The 19691-nt window shown below is 60.4% G+C and carries 14 protein-coding genes; 7 read left to right on the top strand and 7 right to left on the bottom strand.

Annotated elements, in window-relative coordinates; genetic code table 11:
* Position 1: 1 nt before the first annotated feature.
* The 5 genes from ABK249_RS15815 to ytfQ all read right to left on the bottom strand — a co-directional run bounded on the left by ABK249_RS15815 (position 2) and on the right by ytfQ (position 5353).
* On the bottom strand, positions 2–745 hold the full coding sequence (locus ABK249_RS15815) for a FadR/GntR family transcriptional regulator (RefSeq protein ID WP_227703128.1): 744 nt from the start codon (positions 743–745) through the stop codon (positions 2–4).
* Entirely contained in the window at positions 746–1732 is a 987-nt protein-coding gene (gene yjfF, locus ABK249_RS15820; RefSeq protein ID WP_348863281.1) for a galactofuranose ABC transporter, permease protein YjfF, read from the bottom strand.
* Positions 1729–2763 carry an ABC transporter permease gene (locus tag ABK249_RS15825; RefSeq protein ID WP_348863283.1) on the bottom strand — a complete coding sequence of 345 codons (1035 nt, stop codon included), beginning with the start codon at positions 2761–2763 and terminating at the stop codon, positions 1729–1731. The genes yjfF and ABK249_RS15825 overlap by 4 nt, the downstream gene beginning before the upstream one ends.
* Positions 2763–4289, bottom strand: a complete 1527-nt coding sequence (locus ABK249_RS15830; RefSeq protein WP_348863284.1) for a sugar ABC transporter ATP-binding protein — start codon at positions 4287–4289, stop codon at positions 2763–2765. The genes ABK249_RS15825 and ABK249_RS15830 overlap by 1 nt, the downstream gene beginning before the upstream one ends.
* Before the next feature lie 104 nt (positions 4290–4393).
* Positions 4394–5353, bottom strand: coding sequence for a galactofuranose ABC transporter, galactofuranose-binding protein YtfQ (gene ytfQ, locus ABK249_RS15835; RefSeq protein ID WP_348863285.1), 960 nt, complete (start codon positions 5351–5353; stop codon positions 4394–4396).
* 331 nt (positions 5354–5684) lie between these two features.
* On the opposite strand from ytfQ, the gene araD1 reads away from it, so the two are divergent.
* The 6 genes from araD1 to mmsB all read left to right on the top strand — a co-directional run bounded on the left by araD1 (position 5685) and on the right by mmsB (position 13510).
* Positions 5685–6677: an AraD1 family protein gene (gene araD1 / locus ABK249_RS15840; RefSeq protein WP_037147708.1), complete on the top strand. Its 993-nt coding sequence runs from the start codon at positions 5685–5687 to the stop codon at positions 6675–6677.
* 9 nt (positions 6678–6686) lie between these two features.
* A complete protein-coding gene (locus tag ABK249_RS15845; protein ID WP_227703124.1) occupies positions 6687–7613 on the top strand; it encodes a Gfo/Idh/MocA family protein in 927 nt (308 codons plus the stop codon).
* 2 nt (positions 7614–7615) lie between these two features.
* Positions 7616–9460, top strand: a complete 1845-nt coding sequence (locus tag ABK249_RS15850) for an IlvD/Edd family dehydratase (protein ID WP_348863385.1) — start codon at positions 7616–7618, stop codon at positions 9458–9460.
* Between the two features lie 89 nt (positions 9461–9549).
* Positions 9550–10614: a multiple monosaccharide ABC transporter substrate-binding protein gene (gene chvE / locus ABK249_RS15855; protein WP_407721209.1), complete on the top strand. Its 1065-nt coding sequence runs from the start codon at positions 9550–9552 to the stop codon at positions 10612–10614.
* A gap of 146 nt (positions 10615–10760) precedes the next feature.
* Positions 10761–12320, top strand: a complete 1560-nt coding sequence (mmsA, locus tag ABK249_RS15860) for a multiple monosaccharide ABC transporter ATP-binding protein (RefSeq protein WP_227703122.1) — start codon at positions 10761–10763, stop codon at positions 12318–12320.
* Positions 12320–13510: a multiple monosaccharide ABC transporter permease gene (gene mmsB, locus ABK249_RS15865; RefSeq protein WP_037147698.1), complete on the top strand. Its 1191-nt coding sequence runs from the start codon at positions 12320–12322 to the stop codon at positions 13508–13510. The genes mmsA and mmsB overlap by 1 nt, the downstream gene beginning before the upstream one ends.
* Before the next feature lie 254 nt (positions 13511–13764).
* Here the strand turns inward: mmsB and ABK249_RS15870 are convergent, their stop codons facing one another.
* The gene (locus ABK249_RS15870) at positions 13765–15663 is read right to left on the bottom strand and encodes an ABC transporter ATP-binding protein (RefSeq protein ID WP_227703121.1); all 1899 of its coding nucleotides are present in this window, start codon (positions 15661–15663) and stop codon (positions 13765–13767) included.
* An 11-nt stretch (positions 15664–15674) separates the two neighbouring features.
* Complete coding sequence (locus ABK249_RS15875; RefSeq protein ID WP_227703120.1) at positions 15675–17528, bottom strand: ABC transporter ATP-binding protein; 1854 nt, start codon at positions 17526–17528, stop codon at positions 15675–15677.
* A 329-nt stretch (positions 17529–17857) separates the two neighbouring features.
* On the opposite strand from ABK249_RS15875, the gene ABK249_RS15880 reads away from it, so the two are divergent.
* Positions 17858–19684: a TRAP transporter large permease gene (locus ABK249_RS15880; RefSeq protein ID WP_407721207.1), complete on the top strand. Its 1827-nt coding sequence runs from the start codon at positions 17858–17860 to the stop codon at positions 19682–19684.
* Positions 19685–19691: the final 7 nt, after the last annotated feature.

Raw genomic sequence — 19691 nt, forward strand, 5'->3', positions numbered from 1 at the left:
TCTATGCCGGCAGCTTGACGTCAAGCGAGTTGCGAATGCGGCCTTTGCCGATCTCGATGACGTGCCGCATGGCGATGATTGCCTTTTGCGGGTCGCGTGAGGCAATGGCGTGCGCGATCCTGAGGTGATTGGAGGCGACTTCATCGATCATCTCCGGTGAGGATGCCGGTGACGAGAGCTGGAAGGATATTGCCAGCGCCGCCTCGATCAGCGCGCTTGCCGAACGCATGAACGGATTGCCGGACATGCGGGCGATGGCGAGGTGGAATTCCAGGTCCACCTTGGCGATGGTTTCCGGCGTATGCGAGAGATTGTCGAACTTCGCTGCAATCGCATAAAGTGCGACGATATCGTCACTCGTGGCGCGTATTGCCGCCGCAGCGGCGGCTGCCGGCTCCAGAGCCATACGCATTTCCGCAAGATGTTCGATGAACTCGAAATCGAGGCCTGATTCGAAGCGCCAGCCGAGCACGTCCGAATCGAAGAAATTCCAGCTCGCCTTGTCCAGCACGCGGGTGCCGACCTTGGCTTTGGGCTCTACCAGGCGTTTTGCGGCGAGCGTCTTCATGGATTCGCGCAACACCGTGCGGGAGACACCAAAGCGGGCGGAAAGTTCCGCATCACCTGGCAGCAATGAACCTTCCGGTATCTTGCCGGATACGATGCCGCGGCCGAGTTCCGCCACCACATGCGCGTGGTTGCTGCGGCGCTTTCGCCCACTGATCGTGGTTTCCAGAAGACCCAATCAAACCCCCTTCAGCCGGCCCTCGGCCAGCTTCCTGTTTGAATACCAGATGATCGCACGCTGCAAGACGATGAAGACGAAGAGCAGGAAGCCGATGACGATTTTCGTCCACCAGGACGACAAGGTGCCATCAAAGACAATGTAGGTTTGGATCAGTCCCTGGATCAAGATACCCACGAACGTGCCTGCAACAAGGCCGACGCCGCCCGTCAGTAGCGTACCGCCGATCACGACGGCTGCGATCGCATCGAGCTCGACGCCGACTGTCGCCAAGGAATAGCCGGACGAAGTGTAGAGCGTGTAGGCAATGCCGGCGAGGCCGGAAAGAAAGCCCGAAAGTGCATAGATGCCGACGGTCGTTGAACCCACCGGCACGCCCATCAGCTCCGCCGATTGCTGGTTCCCGCCGATCGCATAGACATTGGCGCCGAAACGGGTGCGTCCGGCGACGAAAGTGCCGACGATGAAAACCAGCAGCATCAGCATGGCAAGCGCGGTCAACCGGCCGCCTCCCGGAAACCGGTAATAGAAGCTCTGGATGGTGTCGATAAAGGGGTGCGAGATCGGCACGGATTCGGTCGAAATCAGGTAGGCGGCACCGCGCGCGAGAAACATGCCTGCGAGCGTCACGACAAAGGGCGGTATGCTGAGATAGCGGATCATGGCGCCCATCAGACTGCCGAAGAGCGTCGAGATGACCAGGACGGCCACGAAAGCGGTAAGCGGATGAACTCCGAGCGTGCCGACCATGACTGCCACGAATACGCTGGTGAAGGCGATGACCGAACCGATCGACAAGTCGATCCCTCCGGACAGGATTACGAAGGTCATGCCGACAGCGGCGATCCCGAGAAAGGCGTTATCGGTAAGCAGATTGCCGATCACGCGCGTCGACAGCATGTTTGGGAATTGCAGGACGCAGAGCGCGTAGGCGATGACGAAAATGCCGAGCGTGGCGACAAAAGGGAGGTTGCGGGTGTGGATCATCGCGCCGTTCCTTCGGCCTCCTTGGTTACGGCCTCCGGTTGCCGTCTGGCAGGCTTCATGAAGTGAAGCAAACTCAGTATCGTCGGCGACTGCAACGTCAGCACGATGATGATGATGCCGGCCTTGATGATCAGGTTGAACTCCGGCGGGAAGCCAGAGACGAGGATGCCGGTATTGATCGACTGGATGATCAGCGCGCCGATCAGCGAAGCGGTGATCGAGAATCGCCCGCCATTGAGCGAGGTGCCGCCGATGACGACGGCGAGAATGGCGTCGAGTTCCAGCCAGAGGCCGGCATTGTTGGCGTCGGCACCCCGGATATCGGCGGTGACGATGAGGCCTGCAACGGCAGCGCAGATGCCCGAAACCGCGTAAACGAAGAAGAGCAGGAAGCGGGCGCGCACCCCGGCGAGAGTGGCTGCGCGGCGGTTGATGCCGGTCGCCTCTATCAGGAAGCCGAGTGCCGAGCGGCGCACCAGCAGGCCGATGAGCAGGCCGGCACCTACCCAGAGATAAATGGGGATCGGAATGCCTGCGAAGGAGCCGGATCCGAGAGCAGCAAAGGTATCGTTGTTGAAGGTGAGGATAACGCCTTCTGTAATGAGTTGAGCAACGCCGCGACCGGCGACCATCAGGATCAGGGTCGCAATGATCGGCTGGATGTCGAGTATCGCCACCAGGACGCCATTCCAAAGCCCGCAAAGGAGGCCGACACCCAGCGAGATCAGGATGACGGCCGGCAGCGGATAGTCCTTGCTGATAAGTGTCGCCGCGACCGCACCGCAGATGGCGATGACCGCGCCGATCGAAAGGTCGATACCGCGCGTGGCGATAACGAGTGTCATGCCGATTGTCAGCAATGCGACTGGCGCGGCGCGCACGAGGATGTCGATCAGGCTGCCGTAAAGGCGGCCGTTCTGCACGGATATCGTCAGGAAGCCCGGTGCGATTGCGGTGATCAATGCGAGGATGATGGCGAGCGCGATGAGCTGAGGAGCGAGACGGCGCAGGCGGCGGGTTACGCGATACATCAGGCGGCCTCCGTGCGGGCGGATGCGGCGATCGCCTGCATGATGTTGTCGGCGGTCACCTGATCGCCGGCGAGCTCCGCGATGTGGCGCCGATCGGAGAGTACGATGATGCGATGGGCGACGGCCGTCAGTTCCTCCAGCTCGGAGGAGATCACGACGAGCGACATGCCTTGGGCGCAGAGCCGCTCGATCATCTTCAGGATTTCCGCATGTGCTCCGATGTCGATGCCGCGCGTCGGCTCATCGAGAATCAGGAGACGCGGTTCGGTTGCGAGCCAACGGGCGAGGATCGCCTTCTGCTGATTGCCGCCAGAGAGAAACTTGATCGGCCGTTCTGCGTCAGCGGGGCGAATGTCCAGCGACTTGATGAAGTTTTCGGCGATCGTCCGTTTTTCGCGGGATGAGATTGGCTTGGCCCAGCCTTGACGAGCCTGCATTGCGAGCGCGATGTTATCGGCGACAGAGAAATCGCCGATAATGCCGTCCGTTTTGCGCTCCTCAGGACAAAAGCCGAAGCCGGCGGCAATCGCCGCCTCGGGGGAAGAGAGGGCGATCTTTTCCCGGTCGATGATCGCCGTGCCGCTGTCGGCGCGGTCGATGCCGAAGAGCAGGAAGGCGGTTTCAGTGCGGCCGGATCCGAGCAGGCCGGCGATACCGACCACCTCCCCGGGACGGATATCGAGGTCGAATGGCGCGACGCTGCCGCGCTTGCCGTAACCCTCAAAGCGGATCGTAGCCTCGGCTGCGTCCTTCACCGTTTCGTCCTGTGCCTGATGATCACGGGTGATGTGCTGCAGTTCACGACCGAGCATCATGGAGATCAGCTCAAGTTGCGGCAGTTCCGCCAACTTGCGCGTACCGACGAGCCGGCCATTGCGAAGCACGGTGACCCGATCGGCGACGGCATAAACCTGGTTGAGGAAGTGGGTAATGATGATGATGCCGAGGCCGTCTTCGCGAAGCTTGCGCAACACGGAAAACAGCATCTCGACCTCATGGGCATCGAGGCTGGCGGTCGGTTCGTCGAGCACCAGGACCTTGCCGGAAAGATCGACGGCGCGGGCGATCGCGACAATCTGGCGGACCGCAACGGAATAGGAGGAAAGCAGGGCATCGACGTCGATGTCGAGCCCGTAGCGGGCAAGCAAGGCCTTCGACTGGCGGCGCATCTTAGGACGGTCGATCAGTCCGAGCCGGCGGGGTTGGCGGCCAAGAAAGAGGTTTTCCGCCACGGTGAGATTTTCGAGAAGGTTGACTTCCTGGTAGACGGTGCCGATGCCGAGTGTCTGGGCTTCCGCTACATTGGCAGGTGAGACCTCAACGCCATCGAGATGGATAGTCCCGCGGTCACGGCTATAGACCCCGGTCAAAATCTTGATCAGTGTCGACTTGCCGGCGCCGTTTTCGCCGAGCAACGCATGGATCTCACCCTGCTCCAACGTAAAATCTACACCATCGAGCGCCACATTGCCGAGGAAGGCCTTGCCGATACTTCTGGCTTCCAGAAGTGTATTCGAATCCGACATGTTCACGTCCCGGGTCTATCGAAGAACCGGAGCGGCAAGGGGGCTCCGCTCCGGTTGCTGTTGGCGCCCGCCCCTGAAGAAGGAGCGGGGCGGGCGGCGGGAGATCAGTAGCCGAGACCCTTCTTTGCTTCGTAGACCTTCATCGGATCGTCAGCCGCGGTGTAGAGCTTCGATTCCGTCTGGATCCACTTCGGCGGCTCCTTCTTGTCCTTGAGATAGGCTTCGAGCGCGTCGAAAGCGGGGCCGGCCATGTTCGGGGTCAGCTCCACTGTGGCATTGGCTTCACCCTTTGCCATGGCCTGAAAGATATCCGGCACGGCATCGATCGAAAGGACCTTGATGTCGGTGCCGGGTTTCAGGCCAGCTTCCTTGATTGCCTGGATGGCGCCGACGGCCATGTCGTCGTTGTGGGCATAGACTGCGCAGATGTCCTTGCCGCCGCCTTCGGCCTTGATGAAGCTTTCCATGACTTCCTTGCCCTTGGTGCGGGTGAAGTCTCCAGTCTGAGAGCGGGCGATTTTGATGTTCGGATGCGATGCGATCGCCTGCTCAAAACCTTTCTTGCGGTTGATGGCGGGCGAGGAACCGGTGGTACCCTGGAGCTCCATCACCTTGCAGTCCTTGCTGCCGATTTCCTTCACCAGCCAGTCGCCGGCGACTTTGCCTTCGAAAACGGTGTCAGATGTAACGGCGGTCAGGTAAAGGTCCTTCGGTGCATCGATCTCGCGATCGAGCAGGATCACCGGGATATCTTCCTCCTTGGCTTCCTTGAGAACCGCATCCCAGCCGGTGGCAACGACGGGAGCGACGAAGATGGCGTCAACACCTTGCGCGATGAAGCCACGGATCGCCTTGATCTGATTTTCCTGCTTCTGCTGAGCATCAGCGAATTTCAGGTTGACGCCACGCTTTTCCGCTTCCTGTTTGGTGACGGTGGTTTCGGCGGCGCGCCAGCCGGATTCGGAACCGATCTGCGAGAAGCCGACCGTAAGCGATTGAGCGGAAACGCCCGAAGCCAGGGACATGCTGAGGGCGACGGTGACCGCCGCAAGTGCTCTTTTCATCTTAAATCCTCCCAGAGATGAGAAAGCAAACTGACGGCGGCAAGGATTGGCATATAATATTACTTTTTCAAGCGATAATTTTGATAATTTTCAAAACTGCCCGATGTGAGTGGGCCTGTCTTGTGATTTTTCATTGGAAATCAATGTTTTATTTTCAATCACGGAAGGCGGCTGCGCGCATCAGGTGCCTGCTTTCGCATTCTTGACAAGCAGGAGCGCAATCCAATAGTCGTATTAATGACCGTATCGGAACTCAGGTATTCCGACGGGAGGAACCGCATGGCTTTGGAAGCGACGTGCGGGTTATGGAAGCATTTGGGTGACGAAATCGATGTTGCGTGTTCTTCAGGTTCGTAATGGCGCCGGCCAGTTGCAGGTTGTTGCATGGGAAGGCGAAGGTCCGGCCCGTGTCGTCACGGGCGTTTCGTCCACCTATGAGCTCGCGATGCAGGCGATCGCGGCCGGCCAGACGCTTTCACAGCGAATCGATGCAGTCGGGCTTGGCGAAACCATCGATCTGAAAAGGGCCGCGGACGAGGGGCGTCTCGCTTTGCCGATCACGCATCCGGATCCGGCGCATTTCGTCGTTGCAGGCACAGGTCTCACCCATCTCGGCTCTGCCGATGGTCGCGACAAGATGCACAAGGCGGCGCAATCGGCAGAGAAGCCAACCGATTCCATGCGCATGTTCCTGATGGGCGTCGAAGGCGGCAAGCCCGGGCCGGGCCAGGTCGGCGTCCAGCCGGAATGGTTCTATAAAGGCAACGGATCACAGCTTCGGGCAACTGGCGAGGAACTTGTTTCGCCGTCCTTCGCCCTCGACGGCGGCGAGGAGCCCGAGCTTGCGGCGATCTATCTGATCGGTCCGGACGGCACGCCCTTCCGGCTGGGTTTCTGTCTTGCCAATGAATTTTCCGACCATGTGACCGAGAAGGGCAACTATCTCTGGCTTGCCCATTCCAAGCTGCGCCAGGCCGCACTGGGGCCGGAACTTCTGGTTGGCGATCTGCCGGATCACGTGGAGGGGACCTCGCGGGTGCGCCGTGGTGATCGGGTGATCTTCGAAAAGCCGTTCCTCTCCGGCGAGGCGAACATGTCCCATACCATCGCCAATCTGGAGTATCATAACTTCAAATATGAGTTGTTCCGCCAGCCGGGCGACCTGCATGTGCATTTCTTCGGCACGGCGACGCTTTCCTTCTCCGAAGGCGTCAAGACGGAAGCCGGCGACATATTCGAGATTTCGGCGGCCCCTTTCAAGCTGCCCCTCGTCAATCGGCTGACCGTCGCCGCGGATAAGCCCGTCACAGTTAAGAAGCTCTGAGAGGCGGCCATGGCTCCCATCCGTCTTGCTATTGTCGGGCTTGGAAAGATCGCCAGGGACCAGCATCTGGGCGCGATCGAGGCCACCGACGGCATCGAACTTGTGGCTGTCGCCAGCCGCCACGCCAGGCTCGATGGCGTTGCATGTTTTCACGAAATCGGCGATCTGCTTGATTCCGATGTGGAAATCGACGCCGTTTCGCTCTGTACGCCGCCTCAGGGGCGTTTCAGCCAGGCAAAGGCCGCGCTTGATGCCGGCAAACATGTAATGCTTGAAAAGCCGCCGGGTGCGACACTCTCGGAGGTTTACGCGCTCGAAGCTCTCGCCAGGAGGAAAGGTCTAACACTCTTCTCCACCTGGCATTCTCGGGCTGCCGCCGCAGTCGAGCCAGCGCGAGCGCTGCTGGCGAAGCGGAAAATCCGCAGCGTGGCGGTCGAATGGAAGGAAGATGTCCGCCACTGGCATCCGGGGCAGGCGTGGATATGGGAGCCCGGCGGTCTCGGCGTTTTCGATCCCGGCATCAACGCGCTGTCAATCGTCACCCGCATCCTGCCGGAAGAATTCCATCTGACCCGCTCGGAGCTGACTTTCCCTGCCAATCGCGCTGCACCGATCGCCGCAAGCCTCGTTTTTGAGACGGATGGCGGCGTGCCCGTCTCGGCGGAATTCGACTGGCGTCAGACCGGTCCGCAGACCTGGGACATCCGCGTCGAGACCGACGAGGGGTCGGTGGTGCTGACCCATGGCGGCAGCCGGCTTTTCGTCAATGGCGAAAGCGTGATTGTTGAAGAGGACAAGGAATACCGCAATCTCTATCGCGATTTCGTGGCGCTTGTCATGAAAGGCGCAATCGATACCGATTTCTCGCCGCTGGTGCATGTCGCCGATGCCTTTATGCTGGGCCGGCGGATCCAAACAGCCGCCTTTGAGGACTAATGATGAGCAACACCGAAAATACACCCTCCACCGAGATCGCCGAAACCGACCAACGCCGCCAGGAGGTGAAGAAACTCCGTTCGCGTGCCTGGTTCGACAATCCGGCTAACGTGGACATGACGGCGCTTTATCTTGAGCGCTACATGAATTTCGGCCTGAGCCAGGCCGAATTGCAGTCGGATCGGCCGATCATCGGCATCGCTCAGACCGGTTCCGATCTCTCTCCCTGCAACCGCCATCATCTGGAGCTTGCCCACCGTCTTCGCGAAGGCATCCGCGAGGCGGGCGGCATCGCCATCGAGTTCCCGGTCCATCCGATCCAGGAGACGGGCAAGCGACCGACTGCCGGCCTCGACCGCAATCTTGCCTATCTTGGCCTCGTCGAAGTGCTCTATGGCTATCCGCTCGACGGTGTCGTGCTGACGATCGGCTGCGACAAGACGACGCCGGCCTGTCTCATGGCGGCGGCCACCGTCAACATTCCGGCGATCGCGCTGTCGGTCGGGCCGATGCTGAATGGCTGGTTCCGTGGGGAACGCACCGGCTCCGGCACCATCGTCTGGAAGGCGCGCGAGCTGCTCGCCAAGGGTGAGATCGACTATGCGGGGTTCGTGAAGCTCGTCGCATCCTCGGCGCCGTCCACCGGCTATTGCAACACGATGGGCACGGCGACGACAATGAATTCGCTTGCCGAAGCGCTCGGCATGCAGCTTCCCGGTTCGGCTGCCATTCCGGCACCTTATCGCGACCGTCAGGAAGTCGCCTATCTCACCGGCCTTCGGATCGTCGAGATGGTCAAGGAGGATCTGAAGCCCTCCGACATTCTGACCAAGGAGGCCTTCATCAATGCAATCCGCGTCAATTCGGCGATCGGCGGTTCCACAAACGCACCGATCCATTTGAACGCACTTGCCCGCCATATCGGCGTGGAGCTCTCTGTCGACGATTGGCAGACTTATGGTGAAGAAGTGCCACTGCTCGTCAACCTGCAGCCGGCCGGCGAATATCTCGGCGAGGACTACTATCATGCCGGTGGCGTGCCGGCGGTCGTCAACCAGCTCATGGAACAGGGCCTTATCCATGAGGACGCCATGACGGTGAACGGCAAGACGATCGGCGAGAATTGCCGCGGAGCGATCATCGAGGACGAGAAGGTCATCCGTCGCTATGAGGAGCCCTTGAAGGCAGCCGCCGGCTTCCGGGTCCTGCGCGGCAACCTGTTCTCGTCGGCGATCATGAAGACCAGCGTCATCTCCAAGGAGTTCCGCGATCGTTATCTGTCGAACCCCGATGATCCGGAAGCGTTCGAGGGCAAGGCAGTCGTTTTCGACGGCCCTGAAGACTATCATCACCGGATCGACGATCCGTTGCTCGAAATCGACGAACACACGATCCTCTTCATGCGCGGCGCCGGGCCGATCGGCTATCCGGGAGCTGCAGAAGTCGTCAACATGCGTGCGCCGGATTATCTGCTGAAGAAGGGCGTCACCTCGCTCGCCTGCATCGGTGACGGCCGGCAGTCCGGTACTTCGGGCAGTCCGTCGATCCTCAATGCCTCGCCGGAAGCGGCGGCAGGCGGCGGTCTCGCACTTTTGAAGACGGGTGACCGGGTCCGGATCGATCTCGGTCGCGGTACCGCCGACATCCTTATTTCGGACGAGGAGCTCGCCGAGCGCCGCAAGGCCTTGGAAGCCAGTGGTGGCTATCATTATCCCAAGCACCAGACACCCTGGCAGGAAATCCAGCGGGGCATCGTTGGCCAGATGGAAACCGGCGCGGTGCTCGAGCCGGCGGTCAAATACCAGCGTATCGCCCAGACGGCCGGACTGCCACGCGATAATCATTGATCGGTAACGATCCCCAGGGGCGGCGGGGGGCCGCCCTCATCCCGAACCAAGGCGGCTCAAGAGAAGCCGGCCTCAAGGAGGAGCAGTACATGAGCATCCTAAAATATCTGACCACGGCAGCGATGCTGACGGGCCTGGCTTTCGCCGCACCGGCCGGAGCCCAGGACAAGGGCCTCGTCGGCGTCGCCATGCCGACCAAGTCTTCGGCCCGCTGGATCGCCGACGGCGACAACATGGTGAAGGTTCTCAAGGAACGCGGCTATGACGTCGACCTGCAGTATGCGGAAGACGACATTCCGAACCAGCTCGCGCAGATCGAGAATATGGTAACCAAGGGCGCCAAGGTGCTCGTCGTTGCTTCGATCGATGGGACCACCCTGTCGGACGTACTGGCGCAGGCTCATGAGCAGGGCATCAAGGTCATCGCCTACGACCGCCTGATCCGCGACACGCCGAATGTCGACTACTACGCCACCTTCGACAACTTCCAGGTCGGCGTCCAGCAAGCGACTTCGCTCGTCACGGGCCTCAAGGCCGACACCGAAAAGGGTCCGTTCAACATCGAACTCTTCGGTGGCTCGCCTGACGACAACAACGCCTTCTTCTTCTACAATGGTGCGATGAGCGTGCTGCAGCCGCTGATCGACAAGGGAACGCTGGTGGTTGGCAGCGGCCAGACCGGCATGGACAAGGTTGCGACGCTGCGCTGGGACCCCGCAACGGCCCAGGCCCGCATGGACGCGATCCTTTCCTCCACCTATTCCGACAAGAAGCTGAACGGCGTGCTGTCTCCCTATGACGGCCTCTCGATCGGTATCCTTTCTTCCGTGAAGGGCGTCGGTTATGGCAGCGGCGACATGCCGATGCCGGTCGTCACCGGTCAGGACGCAGAAGTCCCGTCCGTCAAGTCGATCATCGCCGGCGAACAGTATTCGACGATTTTCAAGGATACCCGTGATCTCGCCAAGGTCACCGTCGACATGGTCGACGCGGTCATGAGCGGCAAGGAGCCTCAGGTCAACGACACCAAGACCTATGACAATGGCAAGAAGGTCGTACCGTCCTATCTTCTGAAGCCGGTTGTCGTTGATAAGACGAACTGGAAGCAGGTTCTGGTTGACGGCGGTTACTACAAGGAATCGCAGCTCAAGTAGTAGGCTTTTTGCTCCGCGCGGTGGAAATCTGCCGCGTGGACCCAAGCAAATCCGGGAAAAGTGCGCAGCGATTTTCCGTCCGGAATTGCGCAAGACAAGGATATGGAGCGTTTCCCGCAGGAAACGCTCTAATTTTCGGAGTGATCATGCTCGATCCCGTTCCGCTGGCCGAAAGGCCGCCCATTCTCGAAATGCGAGGCATTTCGAAAAGCTTTGGCGCCGTAAAGGCGCTTTCCGATGTCAGCTTCACCGTTCAGGAAGGTGAGATCCACGCGCTCGTCGGCGAAAACGGCGCCGGCAAGTCGACGCTGATGAAGGTGCTTTCCGGCGTCTATCCGCACGGCTCCTACGAAGGCTCGATTCTGTTTGCGGGGGAGGAGCGTCATTTCCGCGACATCAACGATTCTGAAAAGCTCGGCATCATCATCATTCACCAGGAGCTTGCGCTCATTCCGCTGATGTCGATCGCGGAAAACATCTTCCTGACCAATCCGCCGGCGCGGCACGGCGTCATCGACCGCAGCGAGAGGCACAAGCGCACCCAGGCGTTGCTCGCCAAGGTGGGGCTCACCGAACAGCCGGACACGCTGATCACCAATATCGGCGTCGGCAAACAGCAGCTCGTCGAGATCGCCAAGGCGCTGTCGAAGGACGTACGGCTGCTGATCCTCGATGAGCCGACTGCATCGCTCAACGAGACGGACAGCGCGGCTTTGCTGGAACTTCTCAAGGAATTCCGCCGCAACGGCATTACCTCGATCATGATCTCCCATAAGCTCAACGAGATCACGGAAGTCGCTGACCGTATCACGGTGCTTCGCGACGGCCGCACGGTCGGCACGATGGATTGCCATGCCGGCCCGGTCGATGAGGACGAGATCGTCCGGCGCATGGTCGACCGCGATCTCGAAAGCCGTTACCCGAAGCGCGATCCGAAGATCGGCGACGTCATCTTCGAGGTCGAGAACTGGTCTGCCTACCATCCGCAACATTCCGACCGGCAGGTGGTCAAGAATGTCTCGCTGAAGGTCAGGGCCGGTGAGATCGTCGGCATTTCCGGGCTGATGGGCGCAGGGCGCACCGAATTTGCCATGAGCCTGTTCGGCCGGTCCTGGGGACGTCATGTCACGGGCACCGCCAAGATGCACGGCAAGGAACTCGACCTTTCCGACGTCCACAAGGCCATCAAGGCGGGTCTCGCCTATGTGACCGAAGACCGCAAGCAGCTCGGCCTCATTCTGCCGGAGGACATCCGCAAGAACGTCTCGCTCGCCCATCTCGGCGGCGTGTCTTCGCGCGGTGTCATCGACGATATCGCAGAGATGAAGGTGGCGCAGGAATTCCGCGCTCGCATGCGCATCCGCAGCCACAACGTCTACCAGGAAACCGGCAAGCTCTCGGGCGGCAATCAGCAAAAGGTGGTATTGTCGAAATGGCTCTTCACGGGGCCTGAAGTGCTGATCCTGGACGAGCCGACACGCGGCATCGATGTCGGCGCGAAATATGAAATCTACACGATCATCAATGAGCTCGCCGATGCCGGCAAGGCGGTGGTCGTCATATCGTCGGAAATGCCCGAACTGATCGGCATTTGCGACCGTATCGTGGTCATGCACGAAGGTGCGTTTGTCGGCGAAGTGTCCGGTGAGGAAGCCACGCAGGAAAATATCATGCGCGCCATCATGCGGCGCAAAGGGAGAGAATAATGAGTACGCCCCAGGAAGCAATCACGGCGCCGCCGAAGGCGACCAGTTTTCTGAAGGACAATCTCCGCGACTTCGGCATGCTGATCTCGCTGGTGGTGATCGTCATCTTCTTCCAGATCGCCACCGACGGTGTTCTCCTGAAGCCGCTCAACGTCACCAATATCGTGCTGCAAAATAGCTATATCGTCATCATGGCGCTTGGCATGCTGATGGTGATCGTCACCGGCCATATCGACCTGTCGGTCGGTTCGGTCGCAGGCTTTATCGGTGGCCTTGCCGGGCTCATGATGGTCTCGTGGGGGATCAATTTCGCTGTCGTCATCGTTGCCTGCCTTGCGGTCGGCGGCCTGATCGGCGCGGCCCAGGGCTATTTTGTCGCCTATCTCAAGATACCGTCCTTCATCGTGACACTCGCGGGCATGCTGGTCTTCCGTGGTCTGATGATCGCCATCCTCGGCAGCCAGGCAATCGGCCCGTTCCCGCCGATATTCCAGAAGCTTTCGTCCGGTTATGTTGTCGAGCTGATCTCCTCGGCCGGTGGCCTCTACATCACTTCGTTCGTGCTTGGCCTCATCCTTGCAATCATCCTCATCGTGCAGAATGTCGCGAGCCGCAAGCGGCGCATTTCGCATGGCGTCGAGACAGAGCCGTTTGGCTTCTTCGTCGCCAAGAACCTGCTGATCCTTGCCGGCGTCGGTTACATCGCCTTTCTGATCTCGTCGCATCGCGGGATGCCGAACGTGCTGATCATCATGGCGGTGCTGATTGCCGCCTATAGCTTCCTGACCACGCGCACCGTGGTTGGCCGGCAGATCTATGCAGTCGGCGGCAATGCCCGCGCGGCCGAGCTTTCCGGTATCAAGACGACGCGGCTTGTTTTCCTTACCTTCGTCAATATGGGCATGCTTGCGGCTCTCGGCGGCCTCGTGGTCGCCGCGCGTCTCAACAGCGCCACACCGAAAGCCGGCACCGGCTTCGAGCTCGACGTCATCGCGGCATGTTTCATCGGCGGGGCATCTGCCTATGGCGGCGTCGGCAAGGTGACAGGCGCGGTGATCGGCGCATTCCTGATGGGCGTGATGAACAACGGCATGTCGATCCTCGGCATCGGCATCGACTATCAGCAGGTCATCAAAGGCCTCGTGCTTCTCGGCGCCGTCTGCGTCGACGTCTACAACCAACGGCGCTGAAGCGCTGTGGAGATGTTTGACAAGACTTCGCCTTTTACGCGGCGTCATCCTCGGCCTCGTGCCGAGGATCTGCAAACGTCGACAAAGTCGAACGATGGCAGATGCTCGGGACAGGCCCGAGCATGACGAATGAGAAGTTGGCGTCTCGACCAGCCTCCTTCGAAAGCAATCTGGTTCATCCCCGGAAACTGTAGTTCCACAGAAAGCCCGGATGCGGGTCAGCCGCGCTCAGGGTTCTTTCGTTTTGGGAAAAATCACGTTGCCGAATCGGTAACCGCTTCTTCGATGATGTCTTCGGGGATGTCGTCGAATGAGGAATAGTTGAGATTGTAGAGTTTCGAATAGAGCTTGCCGTTTTTCATCAGCTCGCGGTGATTGCCGCTTTCGATCAATTCGCCGTTCTGTAGCACGATGATCCGGTCGGCCTCGCGGATCGTGGCAAGGCGATGGGCGATGACCAGGCCGGTGCGCCCTTCGAGCAGCTTCACCAATGCCTTCTGGATCAGCATTTCCGTATAGCTGTCGATATTGGCAGTCGCCTCGTCGAGCACCAGGATCTTGGCATCTGCCACCAGGGCGCGGGCGAAGCTGATCAGCTGCCGCTGGCCGAGCGACAGATTGCCGCCACGCTGGCCGAGCAGGCTGTCATATCCATCGGGCAGGCGCATGACGAAGTCGTGGGCGCCAACGGCCTTGGCCGCCTCAATCACCTCTTCGCGTGTCGCATCCGTCTTGTGATAGCGGATGTTGTCGAACACCGTTCCGGTGAACAGGAAAGGTTCCTGGAGCACCATGGCGATCTGTCGACCGAGCGAATCCTGCGTCAATTCGCGCACGTCGTGGCCGCCCACCAGAACCTGGCCACCCTGCACCTCGTAGAAGCGATGGATGAGCGACATGCAGCTCGACTTGCCGGAGCCCGTCGGGCCGACGAGCGCGACCGTTTCGCCCGGATTTACCTTGAAACTTACGTGTTTCAATACCGGATGTTTGGGGTTGTAACCGAAAACGACATCGCGGAATTCCACGGAGCCGTCCATATCCGGCGACAGAACCTTGGCGTTCGGCGCATCCTTGATATCGACCGGCACGTCCAGCACGTCCGTCAGGCGCTGACCCGAAGCCATGGCGCGCTGCATGACCGAATACTGCAGGGTGAGTGAACGGATCGGGTCGAAGAAGCGCTGGATGTAGAACAGGAATGCGACCATCACGCCGACATCGAGCGCCTGGTTCAGCACGCGGGCGCCACCGACCACGACGACGAGCGCCATGGCGAGGCCGGTGAGTGAATCCACGATCGGCACCATGACCTGAGCATATTTCGCTGCCGCCAGATGGGTCTTGAGGTTGGCGCGGGCCTTGTCGTCGTAAAGCATGAAATTGACCCGCTCGCGGTCCATGCTCTGTACAGCACGGACGCCGTGGATCGCTTCGGCCAAAGCACCGTTCGCCACTGAATTCGTCTCATGCGCCGCCATGAAGGATTTCCGCGCGCGCGGCAGCCAGAAGATGCGGACAATGAAGAGGACGGGAAGGGCGGAGAGCGTGAGCAGGCCAAGCTTGAAATCGAGATAGAGCATGACGAAGACAATACCGAAGAGCAGGACGATATCGCCAACCGAAAGCACCGAGGTTTCTAGAAATTCCTGCATGGAGTTTACATCGCCCTGCAGACGGGACATGAGCCGGCCGACCTCCGTCTTGTCCATCCAGGAGAGCGAAACGCGCTGCAGATGCGTGAACATTGCCTTGCGGATGTCGAAAAGCACATCTTCGGCCACATTGCCGACCAGCATTTCCTGTGCGTAGCTGGCGCCGAAATTGATCAGGATCGCCGCAAGAAACACGACAATCGACCAGATGAGCACGCTGTGGTCGACGCTGCCGGGATGCATGCCGTGGTCGATCGCATAGCGGATGATCAGCGGGATCAGGAGCTGCATCGCCGTGAAAGTGAGGACGGCGGCAACGGCCCAATAGATCTTCACCTGATACGGGCGCACGAAGGCCCATATGCGCTTGATGATATTGCCGTCGAAGACCTTGCCGAAGATCTCCTCTTCGATGCGGTGCGAGCCGACGACCGCGCGGGGCGGGCGCCTGCCGTCGTCACGAATGTCGGCGCGTTCAGTTTCCAGTTCCTCGGCCATTAATCCCTCCCTCAGGCCGTCAGCGCTTCGTCGCCGGGACGCACCTGCAGATCGTAGAGCGCTTTGTAGCGTCCGCCCAAGGCGAGAAGTTCTTCATGCGTGCCGCTCTCGACAAGCCGGCCGTTTTCCATGAACAGGATGCGGTTGGCATGCATCAGCGAGCTCAGGCGATGCGCAACGATGATGGTCACCCGATCGGCGGCATATCTGCGCATGGCGCTGCGGATGCGCTGTTCGGTCCCCGCGTCGATGGCGGCGGTGGAATCGTCGAAGACCATCACCGCCGGGCGCAACATCAGGGCACGGGCAATCGACAGGCGCTGCCGCTGGCCGCCGGAGAGCGAGACGCCCCGTTCGCCGACGACGGTGCCGTAACCGGTCGGCAGGCCGAGCACGTAATTGTGGAGCTGGGCGCTCTCGCTGGCCCGTTCAATGCGGCTCTCTTTCGCCCAGGGATCGCCATAGGCGATGTTGTTTTCGATGGTGGTGGTGAACAGGAAACTATCCTGCTGCACGACCGCCACAGCGCGGCGCAGCGATTGCAGCGTAACCTTGCGGATATCCTGGCCGTCGATGGTGATCCGGCCGTCGGTGACGTCGTAGAAGCGCGGGATCAGATGGGCGAGGGTGGATTTGCCGCTGCCCGGCGGGCCAACGATGCCAATTGTTTCGCCGCGCTTCGCTTCGAAGGTCACATCGGTGAGGACCTGATGCTTTTCGGCGCCGGGATAGGCGAAATTCACATGCTCGAAGCGGAGCGTGCCGTCCGTGGTTTCAAGGTCCCTGGCGCCCTTCTCGTCCTTGATGGCGATATCGAGGTCGAGCAGTTCGAACAGGCGTGCACCGCAGGTGGAGGCGCGGGCAAAAGCGTTGACCATCAGGCCGAGCTGGCGCACCGGCATCTGCAGGATGGTCATGAAGGTGAGGAAGGAGGTGAGCGTGCCGACGGTCATCTCGCCGGCCATCACCTTGGTGCCGCCGACCCAGAGAACGAGGCCCATAGAAGCGAAGAAGGAGAGCGTCATGGCGCTGGTATTGGCCACCCGGATGCCGACGCGCTGATGCGCCAGTGACACCGCGCTCTTCGACGCTGTCTCGAACTTGTCGAGTTCATGCTGTTGGGCGGCGAAGGCACGAACGACGCGGATGCCGCCGAGATTTTCCTCCATCACGCGGGTGAGCACTGAAAGCCGCTCCTGCAGGTCGAGCCACGTGGCACGCAGCCTAAGCTGCGTGACGGACGACCGCCAGCCGACGAAAGGCACGAAGCTCAAAGCCAGAAGGCCGAGCACAATATCGGTCGAGATAAGCAGATAGGCGCCGATGCCAATCAGAATGGTGAGCAGGACCATGCGTACCAAGGCCGTCGAGAAGTACATGCGCACGCCTTCAAGATCGAGGAGACCGACCGTGATCAGATCGCCCGAATGCATGCTGTCGTGGAAGCTGAAGGAGAGGCGCTGGATCTTTTCGTAACACGCAAGGCGAAGCCGATAGCCCATATGGTGCCCGACGGCCTCGCTATAATAATTCTGGATCAGCGTGAAGATGCCGCGAAGCACGCTCGCACCGAGCAGGAAGAGAGCGGTCGTCAGGAGCGCATCCTGTGCCTGTTGTCCGGCGTCGCCTCCCGTCAGTACCACCTGCGTGTGGTCCACGGCCTGCCCAAGAAGTTGCGGAATCATCAGCTGGAAGGTTGAAGCGATCAGGGTTGCGACGATCGCAAAACCCGCTTGCCAGGGATGGCGGAAGGCCATGACGGTGATGCGGGTGAGGATCGAGAGGCCTTTGCCCCAGCCTGCCGCCTTCACCAGCGCCAACGAAGCCGACGGCTTCGCAACGCGAACTGTTGCATCGCTGCTCACGGTATTATTCCAAAAATGAATCAATCGGCCGGACAAATACTCGAGACGGCCATTCTGAGACGGGGATTCTCCACTTAATCTAGGCAGCATAACCACGGTGATCAGTCAACAGATTTGCACTGAAAAGCATGCTCCTGGTGAAGGATTTTCGGCCGATGTTGCGCATGAATTTTCCGGATCGAACGAGTTTCGACATATCGTTGCTTGAGAAGGATAGCCGTATGCGCGAAAAGGCCTGACAGCGTGCCAGCTATCGCGTGATGCTGGCACATTTTCCGGTCTCGGTTTGCCATGATCGGCATCCGGCCCTCTCGCTGGAATGGGAAAAGGTGACAAGCAATCAGTCCGAAATCGCCGAACCGCTGCGACAGGCTGGCGTAGCCGCCCTGGCGCTGAAGGCGATCGAGGCCATTCTCGGTATGCTTGCCGCTACCGTCCTCGCGGGATTGCTTCTCGTCGTGCTGACCAGCGTATGCCTGCGCTATTTCTTCAGTACGGGCCTTATCGGGGCCGAGGACGCGGGTATCTGGATGCATGTGGCGCTGATTTCGCTCGGCGCGCCACTCAGTCTGAAAAGTGCGCTTGCCATGCGGCTCGATGCCTTCGTCCGGCTACTGCCAGAGCGTCTGGCGCCGGTCGCCGAGGTGCTTGCAGACGTCTTCACCGTGCTGGCTGCGTTGATCCTGATTTTCGGTGGTGCGGAGATCGTGGTCATGCTCGGCGGCGTTTCGCCGACCTTGGGTCTGCCTGAATGGATCCGGTTCGGTTTCCTGGGGGCGGGCGGCGGGCTGGTCCTGCTCATGCTTCTGCTTCAGAGGGCCATGGACGGCAAGGCGATTGCCGTATTGATTTCTCTCGCACTGGGTACGGCGCTCTATTTCGGCGTGCCGGAAGTTCTCTTCGATACGGATCTGCCGCCGAGCCTGTTTCTCGCGCTGGTCGCCGGGCTTGGACTGGTGCTGGCGGCCCCGTTGGCGCACGCCTTTCTCGCGGCAGCTTATGTGGCGATCGCTTTCGGAAGCAGTTTGCCGGAGCCGGCTATCGTTTCGACGACCGTTACCGGCATGTCGAAATTCCTGCTGCTTGCCATCCCTTTCTTCCTGCTTGTGGGTGGGTTGCTGACCGCATCTGGCGCCGCCAATCAGCTTGTGCGCTTCGCTGCTTCGATGGTCGGGTATCGCCGGGCGGGACTGGCGCAGACGACGCTTTTGACCAGCGTGCTCTTTTCCGGTGCTTCGGGTTCTTCCGTTGCCAATGCAGCTTTCGGCGCTTCGACCTTCCAGCCGGAATTGGTCAAGCACGGTTATCCACCGGCGCAGGCGGGGGCGATCATCGCCGCGACCTCGGTGCTCGATAACGTCATCCCGCCTTCGATCGCATTCCTCATCCTTGCTGCCGCTACCAATCTTTCGGTCGGTTCGCTGCTGGTCGGCGGCTTTTTCGCTGGCGCGCTGATGGCGATCTGCCTTGCTGTTGCCATCCACCTGACGGTGCGCGAGCAGGTCACGCGGCCGCGCGCGACTGCCTCTGCGCGCTGGCAGGCAGCGGCTTCCGCCATTCCCGCCTTCGGGCTCGGCATCATCGTCGTGTTGGGGATTCGGATCGGCATCGTTACGACGACGGAGGCCGCGGCCTTGGCTGCGTTCTACGCGCTCTTGCTGGGGCTCTGGGGACGGATCGGTTTCGGCGCGCTCTTCTCGGCTTTTCGTCAGTCTGCGACGGAAGCTGCAGCGATCGGCCTTCTGATCGGCACGGCCGGTCCTTTCGCCTTCCTGCTGGCGGTGGACGATGTTTCCGGCTTGCTCTCCGATTTCGTGACCATTCTCGGGGGCAGCGCGCTGGCGGTCATCATCCTGTCGAACGTCATCCTGCTGGCGGTCGGGCTCGTGCTGGATATCGGTGCCGCTATTCTTCTTTTCGGCCCGATCCTGCTGCCTGCTGCCGTTTCTGCCGGTATCGATCCCATCCAATTCGGCGTCATTATCGTCGTGAATCTGATGATCCACGGCCTGACACCGCCGCTCGGCATGCTGATCTTTGTGGTCAGCGGTGTCACGCGCGTTCCGGCATCCGCGCTGTTCCGCGCCGTGTTGCCTTATCTCGTCGCTCTGCTTACTTCCCTGGCGATCCTGTGCGCTTGGGCCACCATCTTCTAACTCGGGA

It is taken from the genome of Neorhizobium phenanthreniclasticum, assembly GCF_040066075.1.
GTDB classification, from domain to species: domain Bacteria; phylum Pseudomonadota; class Alphaproteobacteria; order Rhizobiales; family Rhizobiaceae; genus Neorhizobium; species Neorhizobium petrolearium.

Excerpts from the sequence above, each read along its gene's own strand:
- ABK249_RS15850 (WP_348863385.1), top strand. The coding sequence starts at position 7,616 with ATGAGCAACACCGAAAATACACCCTCCACCGAGATCGCCGAAACCGAC.
- yjfF (WP_348863281.1), bottom strand. The coding sequence starts at position 1,732 with ATGATCCACACCCGCAACCTCCCTTTTGTCGCCACGCTCGGCATTTTC.
- ABK249_RS15830 (WP_348863284.1), bottom strand. The coding sequence starts at position 4,289 with ATGTCGGATTCGAATACACTTCTGGAAGCCAGAAGTATCGGCAAGGCC.
- ABK249_RS15870 (WP_227703121.1), bottom strand. The coding sequence starts at position 15,663 with ATGGCCGAGGAACTGGAAACTGAACGCGCCGACATTCGTGACGACGGC.
- mmsA (WP_227703122.1), top strand. The coding sequence starts at position 10,761 with ATGCTCGATCCCGTTCCGCTGGCCGAAAGGCCGCCCATTCTCGAAATG.
- ytfQ (WP_348863285.1), bottom strand. The coding sequence starts at position 5,353 with ATGAAAAGAGCACTTGCGGCGGTCACCGTCGCCCTCAGCATGTCCCTG.
- ABK249_RS15825 (WP_348863283.1), bottom strand. The coding sequence starts at position 2,763 with ATGTATCGCGTAACCCGCCGCCTGCGCCGTCTCGCTCCTCAGCTCATC.
- mmsB (WP_037147698.1), top strand. The coding sequence starts at position 12,320 with ATGAGTACGCCCCAGGAAGCAATCACGGCGCCGCCGAAGGCGACCAGT.
- araD1 (WP_037147708.1), top strand. The coding sequence starts at position 5,685 with ATGTTGCGTGTTCTTCAGGTTCGTAATGGCGCCGGCCAGTTGCAGGTT.
- chvE (WP_407721209.1), top strand. The coding sequence starts at position 9,550 with ATGAGCATCCTAAAATATCTGACCACGGCAGCGATGCTGACGGGCCTG.
- ABK249_RS15845 (WP_227703124.1), top strand. The coding sequence starts at position 6,687 with ATGGCTCCCATCCGTCTTGCTATTGTCGGGCTTGGAAAGATCGCCAGG.